This window comes from Corallococcus sicarius (genome assembly GCF_003611735.1).
Taxonomy (GTDB): Bacteria; Myxococcota; Myxococcia; order Myxococcales; family Myxococcaceae; genus Corallococcus; species Corallococcus sicarius.
Genome location: NZ_RAWG01000407.1, coordinates 1 through 6,948 on the forward strand (window position 1 = coordinate 1; position 6,948 = coordinate 6,948).

The 6,948-nt window shown below is 69.2% G+C and carries 6 protein-coding genes and 1 tRNA gene; 1 reads left to right on the forward strand and 6 read right to left on the reverse strand.

The window, feature by feature from the left end:
• The first annotated feature begins 570 nt into the window (after window positions 1-570).
• Window positions 571-1,527: a TerC family protein gene (locus tag D7X12_RS37115; protein WP_439329415.1), complete on the forward strand. Its 957-nt coding sequence runs from the start codon at window positions 571-573 to the stop codon at window positions 1,525-1,527.
• Window positions 1,528-1,652: 125 nt separating this feature from the next.
• On the opposite strand, the gene D7X12_RS37120 is transcribed toward D7X12_RS37115, so the two are convergent.
• The 6 genes from D7X12_RS37120 to D7X12_RS37145 form a co-directional block, all read right to left on the reverse strand.
• Entirely contained in the window at window positions 1,653-1,979 is a 327-nt protein-coding gene (locus D7X12_RS37120; RefSeq protein ID WP_147443914.1) for a YacL family protein, read from the reverse strand.
• A 206-nt stretch (window positions 1,980-2,185) separates the two neighbouring features.
• Window positions 2,186-2,257: transfer RNA gene (locus D7X12_RS37125), tRNA-Val, on the reverse strand.
• A gap of 81 nt (window positions 2,258-2,338) precedes the next feature.
• Window positions 2,339-2,623, reverse strand: a complete 285-nt coding sequence (locus tag D7X12_RS37130; protein WP_120629932.1) for a hypothetical protein — start codon at window positions 2,621-2,623, stop codon at window positions 2,339-2,341.
• 19 nt (window positions 2,624-2,642) lie between these two features.
• The gene (locus tag D7X12_RS37135; protein WP_120629933.1) at window positions 2,643-3,068 is read right to left on the reverse strand and encodes an SCP2 sterol-binding domain-containing protein; all 426 of its coding nucleotides are present in this window, start codon (window positions 3,066-3,068) and stop codon (window positions 2,643-2,645) included.
• Window positions 3,069-3,077: 9 nt separating this feature from the next.
• The gene (locus D7X12_RS37140; RefSeq protein WP_120629935.1) at window positions 3,078-4,700 is read right to left on the reverse strand and encodes an Hsp70 family protein; all 1,623 of its coding nucleotides are present in this window, start codon (window positions 4,698-4,700) and stop codon (window positions 3,078-3,080) included.
• A 186-nt stretch (window positions 4,701-4,886) separates the two neighbouring features.
• Window positions 4,887-6,929, reverse strand: a complete 2,043-nt coding sequence (locus D7X12_RS37145; RefSeq protein ID WP_120629934.1) for an ATP-dependent helicase — start codon at window positions 6,927-6,929, stop codon at window positions 4,887-4,889.
• Window positions 6,930-6,948: the final 19 nt, after the last annotated feature.

Here is a 6,948-nt window from a genome sequence, read left to right on the forward strand (position 1 = left end):
GGCGTGCCCTCGGGTTCGGGGACCGGCGTGGGCGCGGGGGCGCTCACCTCCCCGTTCGGGGTCGGGGCCGCCGGGTCGGGGTTGGCGCCGCAGCCCGTGGCATGGAGCGCGAAGAGCAGCGCGCAGGACGAAAAGACGTAGCGGTTCCGCATCAGCAGGGGGTGTCCGGTAGCGGGGGCCACGAGCCGGGTGGGGCCGCGACGCCGTCGCCGGCGGCCTCGTCACCCGCGTCGGTCCACCCGGGCTCGCGTGCCACGGGGGGTCCGAGCGCCTGGCTGGTCTCTGCGGCCCGGTGGAAGCGTTCTCAGCCGGGGCCTTTGCAAACGCTCACGATCGTGAACACTTCCCATCATCGCCCCTGCGGAAGCGGCTCTTGATTGCCCGCCTCCCCAGGACGGCGCACGCCTGCCCCGGGGACTCTTCTGTTTTCCAGAAGGGTCGTGTCCAGATTCCCTATTTGCCGAAGTGTTGCCCGACTCCTATCTGAGGAGGGTTCCGTCTTTCGGCTCTGTACTGCCCCCTCCTCAGGTGAATGCCTTGGAATCGATACACTCCCTCGCCAGCCCCGGCATGTGGGCGGGCTTCATCGCCTTCGTCTTCGCGATGCTCGCGTTGGACCTGGGCGTCTTCCACCGCAAGGCCCATGCAATCAGCTTCAAGGAGGCCGGTGCGTGGAGCGCCGTGTGGGTGAGCCTGGCGCTGACGTTCAACGGCATCCTCTGGTGGCGCTTCGGCTCCGGACCGGGGATGGAGTTCCTCACCGGCTACCTCATCGAGAAGTCGCTCTCCGTCGACAACATCTTCGTCTTCGTCGTCATCTTCTCCGCGCTGAAGATCCCGGCCATCTACCAGCACCGGGTGCTCTTCTGGGGCATCCTCAGCGCGCTGGTGCTGCGCGCGGTGATGATCTTCGCGGGCGTGGCGATGCTGGAGCGCTTCCACTGGCTCATCTACGTCTTCGGCGCGTTCCTCATCCTCACGGGCGTGAAGCTCTTCGTGCAGCGCAACCACGAGGATCACCCGGAGGACGGCTGGCTGATGCGCACCGCCCGCCGCGTCATCCCGTCCACGCCGCGCTTCGACGGACAGAAATTCCTCACCGTGGAGAACGGTCGCAAGCTGGCGACGCCGCTGCTGATGGCGCTCTTGCTGGTGGAGGCCTCCGACGTGCTCTTCGCGCTGGACTCCATCCCGGCCATCTTCGCCGTGACGCGTGACCCGTTCATCGTCTTCACGTCCAACATCTTCGCCATCCTGGGCCTGCGCTCGCTGTTCTTCCTGATGGCCGGGGCGATGGAGAAGTTCAGCTACCTGAAGGTGGGCCTGTCCGGCGTCCTCATCTTCGTGGGCGCGAAGATGGCGCTCGTGGACGTGGTGCATCTGTCGCCCGCCGTCTCGCTGGGCGTCATCGCGCTGGTGCTGGGCGCCAGCATCGTCGCCTCACTGGTGAAGGCCCGCCACACGCCGCCGCAGGGTCCTTCGGCGACGGATGCGGCCCACAAGCTGTCGCCCGCCGCAAAGACCTGAACGCGGGCGCGTTCCCAGAGGAAATAGAAGAACGTGGGTCCCATGGGGTGTGGGGCTCCGGGCCCGGGCCCCCGAAGCGCGTGGGGGCTCGGGCCTCTTTGCACCCGCGTCCCCCGCCGTCCCGCTCAATGGGCCCGGGACAGCTCCATGAACGCCAGCCACGAGCGGACGGCCTCCTCGAACTCCTCCAGGGGCATGTCCAACGAGCGCCCGGGGATGGCCTCCTCGCTGTGGATGGAGGCCCGCGCCTGCGACAGCTCCAGGCTCCACGCGTCGCCGTTGACGTCCCAGCGCTCGCGGTTGCCCCGTCGCACGGCCTTGAGGACGCGCAGCATGTGCTCCGCCCGCGCCGGATCCGAGCGCAGCTCCTGCGCGAGGTAGTCCGCCAGCACGTCGTCGGGCGGGAGTCCGCGCACCACCACCCGGCCCTGCTGATCCCACGTGAATCGCAATGTCCTGGGCACGGCCCTGACGGTGCCACAGCCGCGGAAACCGGCCACGGGCCGCCGGTACGGATTGCGACGGAACCCGACACTGCCAGCCGCCCCCGTGAGGCAGCCGACGGGGACCCTGCCCCGGAAGGCGCGGCCGAGTGTTGGGAGGTGGAAAAGCGAAAGGCCGTGAGCCCTGGAAGGACTCACGGCCTCTTTCGCTGAAGTGGGCGCAGCAGGGCTTGAACCTGCGACCCCTGCCGTGTGAAGGCAGTGCTCTACCACTGAGCTATGCGCCCGACTGCTGGCTGCCGTTGCCACCGCTGCGCAACGGACGGGGCGATAAGTGCCATCCGTCCGCGTGGGTGTCAACGCAATTTCTAGCGGGAACCTTCCGACAGCGCCTCCAGCTTCTCGTCCAGCTCGCGCAGGCGGCGCTTGAGGCCCGCCAGCTGCTTGCCCACGGCCTTGAAGTCGCTCTTGGGCGCGAAGTTGAGGGCCTTCATCACCTCGTCCTGGCCCCGGTCGAGCGCCTGCTTGCCCCGTTGGACGCGGCCAATGGCGTTGGCGACGGCCAGGGCGCGCTTCTCATCGCCCATGAGCTTCTCCATCGCCTTGCCGGAGAGCCCCAATGCCTGCTTCTTCAGTTCGTCCCGGATGCCCATGGGTGTCGTGGTCCTCGTGTCAGGGCCCGTCGGGGAACTCGGTCTTCAGCGAGGCGAAGACGCGGTCCGCGATGCCCTTGTAGCGCATGCGTTCAATGAGGGGCTGCAGGTCGCCGCGCATGGAGATGCGGCGCTTGAGCACGGCCTCCACCGGGTCGAGCGTGCCCAGCAGCAGCTGCTTCCAGACGGAATACGGCGCGCGCGCCAGGTACACCGGCTCCAGCTCGTCCAGGTCGTCCGGATCCGCCAGCACGCGGGCCTTCTCGATGCGGCAGTCCCCGGGCACGACGTGCACCACGAACGACTTCGCCAGCTTGCCCGGCTCCGCTTCGATGATGGCCCCGAAGTCGCCCTTCCAGCCCTTGCCGGCCATGGCGCACTCGGGATCCGAGTTCGTGAGCCGGACGGCCTCGTCCAACCATTCCTTCGACGGAAACTTCGGCATCGCGCCTCCCTACCCCCTGCGGAAGATGCTCTTGATGCTGGAGAAGAGGCCGCGGTCGTCATTCGACGCGCTGCTGCTGGACGGGGCCGCCTGCGCGTTGCGCGCGGACACCTCCTGCAGGGCCTTCTTCAGCTGCTCGGGCGTGTCGCGGGTGGCCAGGTCCACCTTGCGCAGCGTGCCCGTGGCGTCCTCCACCTGCACCTGGAGCAGACACTCCTCGGTGAGGCGGAAGTCGATTTTCCGGCCCGCGGACGCGGCCGGTACGCGCACCGTGCCCAGGTACTCGTTGTCCACCATCAGGTCGCTGTCGCCCTGGTAGATGTCCAGCTCGATGAAGGGCGAGCCCGGCTCCTTCGGAGGCGGCAGGCGGAAGCTCTTCACCATCGGGATGAGCGAGTTCTTCTCGATGATGCGCTTCACGCGCCCGTTGGGCATCGCGTACCCGATGGGCATGGACAGCGCGTCCAGCAGCGTCACCGCGTCGATGCTGCCCAGCGAGTCACCCAGCAGCGCCGCGCCCAGCGCGACGCACTCGTCCGGGTGCACGCCCTTGCGCGGCGCCTTGCCGAAGTGCGCGTGGATCTTCTGCTGCACGAGCGGCATGCGGCTCTGGCCGCCCACCAGGATGATCTCGTCGATCTCCGAGCGGGAGATGCCCTTCTCCGCGAGCACGCGGTCGCAGATCTCGAAGGTGCGGTCCACGAGGTCGCCCGTGAGGTTGTTGAGATAGTCGCGGGTGAGCGGGATGCGCAGGTCCAACGGCTTGCCCTTGCGCTCCTCGATGTAGGGCAGGTCGATGACGACGTTGGGGATGAGCGTCAGGTCGATCTTCGCCGCCTCGGCGGCGTTCTTGATGCGCTGGAGCGCGATGGGGCTCTCGGTGAGATCGATCTTCGTCTCGTCGCGGAAGCGCTCCAGCACGTACTCCATGATGCGGTTGTCGAAGTCCGCGCCGCCCAGGAAGGTGTCGCCGCCGGTGGCCAGCACCTCGAAGACGTTGCCGGCCAGGTGCAGCACGCTGACGTCGAAGGTGCCACCGCCCAGGTCGTACACGAGGATCTTCTGATCCAGGCCCCGGTTGAAGCCGTACGCCAGCGCCGCGGCGGTGGGCTCGTTGACGATGCGCTTCACGTCGAAGCCGGCCAGCCGCCCGGCCTCCTTCACCGCGTTGCGCTGGTTGTCGTTGTAGTAGGCGGGGACGGAGATGACGGCCGCGTCGATGGGGCCGCCCAGGAACTGCTCGGCGATGGTCTTGAGCTGCGACAGGACGAAGCTGGAGATCTGCGGCAGCGAGTAGAGCTTGCCGCCCATCGTCACCGCGGCGTCCCCGTTGGGGTCCTCCACGATGTCGTAGGGGAAGTACCCCTTGAGGTCCTCCACCGCCTTGGAGTGGAACTTGCGGCCGATGAGCCGCTTGGTGCCCCAGAGCGTGTTCTTGGGGTTCGTCACCATCTGGTCCTTGGCGACGCCGCCGACCAGGAGATCGTTCTTGGCGGAGAGCGCGACCACGGAGGGCAGGATGAGGTTGCCGCGATCCGTGGGGACGATCTTCGGGATGCGGTTGCGCACGGACGCCACCAGGGTGTTGGTGGTGCCCAGGTCAATCCCGACGATGCGTGGTCTGTCCGCCATGAAGGTCAGCGAGCGCACGCCAGGGGGACGGTGCGCCCGTCCTGACTCTCTAGCACGTCGTGCTGTGATGTGCGCGTTTCTAGGCGGATGCTTCCTCCCTGGCTGTAGTTCCGACCGGGCGGTACGCCAGGGGCCCCCTCTTCCTGGCCGCCCTCCCCTCCCGGGGCCCGGAGTTGGGTGGGTGTCCTAGAAGCCGGGTTCCGGATCCGGCCCCAGCTCCCGGACGCGGATGGGGCCGTCGGGTTCGGGGGGCGGGAGCGTGTCGCACACCGTGTCGGGGCCTTGCGGCAGTTCGGTGAGGAAGCGCGACGGCGTCAGCAGGAGCCGTCCGTCCTCCCGGGGCAGCGACGTGTGGGGGTACACGAGCCAGAGGGCCTCCCGTGCCCGCGTGACGGCGACGTAGAAGAGGCGGCGCTCCTCCTCCTCGGCCTCGGGGCTGCGCGTGGCCTGCGACATGGGGAAGCGCCCATCCACCAGCCCCAGCACGAAGACGGAGGCCCACTCCAGCCCCTTGGCCTGATGGACCGTGGACAGGGTGAGGACGTCGTCCGGCGGCTCGCCGGCCAGGGCCCCCTGGGCGGAGAACTCGGAGACGAGGGCGATGTCGGACAGGAAACGCGGCACGTCCTCGAAGCGCTCGGCGAACTCCTGGAGCTGGCGCAGGTCCTCGGTGCGGCGGGTCGCCGCGTCGGACTCCTCTTGCGCCTCGCGCGCCGCCAGCACGTCCGCGAGCAGCGCGCCCGGTCCTCGCGGCCCGCCCCGGGTGAGTGCGGCCATCAGGGACTGGAAGCGCTGGAAGTCGCCCGCGGCCTTGCGCGGTACGTGGGCCTGTACGTCCGGGTGCAGCAGCGCGTCCCCGAGGGGCAGCTCCGGGGGCAGCGAAGAGAGCGCGGTCCACAGGTGCTCGGTGCTGGCGGCGCCCACGCCGGGAAGGCGCCGCGCGAGCCGCTTGAAGGCCAGCTCATCCGCGCGGTGGTGCGCCCAGCGCAGGTGGGCCAGCGCGTCCTTGATGTGGGTCTGCTCGAAGAAGCGCACCCCGGAGCGCACGCGGAACGGGAGGCCGTGGCGCGCGAGCTCCAGCTGCAGCTCCAGCGAGTGCAGGTGGGCGCGGTAGAGCACCGCCATGGACTCCAGCCGCTGGCCCTGGGCCCGCAGCGCCAGGACGCGCTCGGTGACGAAGGCGGCCTGCCCCTTCACGTCGCGGGTGGGGACCACCTGGGGCACGGGGCCCGGGGCTCCGTCGGACACGAGCGCCTTGGGGAACTGGCGGGTGTTGCGCGCGATGACGGCGTTCGCGAGCCGCAGCACCTGGGGCGTGGAGCGGTAGTTGCGCGTAAGCGGGTAGATGCCGCAGCCGGGGTAGCGCTGGGGGAAGTCGATGATGTTGGTGAACTCCGCGCCGCGGAAGCTGTAGATGGACTGGCAGTCGTCGCCCACGACGGTGAGGTTCCTGCGCTCGCCCACGAGCAGGTCCACGAGGTCGCCCTGGAGGCGGTTGGTGTCCTGGTACTCGTCCACGAGCACGCCCTGGAAGCGCGCCGTGAGGTCCGCGCGGATGACGGGGTGCTCCTCGAGCAGCCGCTTCAGGTGCGCGAGCAGGTCGTCGTAGTCCATCAGGTGCATCTGCGCCTTGCGCTGCTGGAAGCGGCGGGCGGTGGCGAACACCTCGGGCGCGACGGGGAGCATCTGCGGCTTGCGCTCCACCAGCACCTGCGACACGGGCTGCTGGAGGTTGGTGGCGAGCGACACGAGCTCCAGCAGCGCGTCCGGACGCGGGAAGCGCTTGTCGCTCTTGAGCTTGCGCTCGGCCAGACACGTGGCCATCAGGTCGCGGGAGTCCTCGCGGTCCAACACCGTGAAGTCGGTGGAGAAGCCCAGCGCGCCCGCGTGCTCCCGCAGGAGCATGTGCGCCGCGTGGTGGAAGGTGCCGCCCAGCATGCGGCCCACGTCCGCGAAGCCGCCGGCCAGCTCCTCCACGCGGCGGATCATCTCGCGCGCGGCCTTGTTGGTGAACGTGAGCAGCAGCAGCGCTTCCGGAGGGACGCCACGCTCCAGCATGAGCGCCACGCGCCAGGTGAGCGTGCGCGTCTTGCCGGAGCCCGCCCCGGCGATGACGAGCACCGGCCCCTCCCCTGCTTCCACCGCCGCGCGCTGCTCGTCGTTGAGCGACGCGGCGAGCTCCAGGCGCGAGGGTGTGACGGCGTGGATCAACGGGACGGGGGCGGCCATGGGGGGCTGGACTCTAACC

Excerpts from the sequence above, each read along its gene's own strand:
- D7X12_RS37115 (WP_439329415.1), top strand. The coding sequence starts at position 571 with ATGTGGGCGGGCTTCATCGCCTTCGTCTTCGCGATGCTCGCGTTGGAC.
- D7X12_RS37130 (WP_120629932.1), bottom strand. The coding sequence starts at position 2,623 with ATGGGCATCCGGGACGAACTGAAGAAGCAGGCATTGGGGCTCTCCGGC.
- D7X12_RS37135 (WP_120629933.1), bottom strand. The coding sequence starts at position 3,068 with ATGCCGAAGTTTCCGTCGAAGGAATGGTTGGACGAGGCCGTCCGGCTC.
- D7X12_RS37140 (WP_120629935.1), bottom strand. The coding sequence starts at position 4,700 with ATGGCGGACAGACCACGCATCGTCGGGATTGACCTGGGCACCACCAAC.
- D7X12_RS37145 (WP_120629934.1), bottom strand. The coding sequence starts at position 6,929 with ATGGCCGCCCCCGTCCCGTTGATCCACGCCGTCACACCCTCGCGCCTG.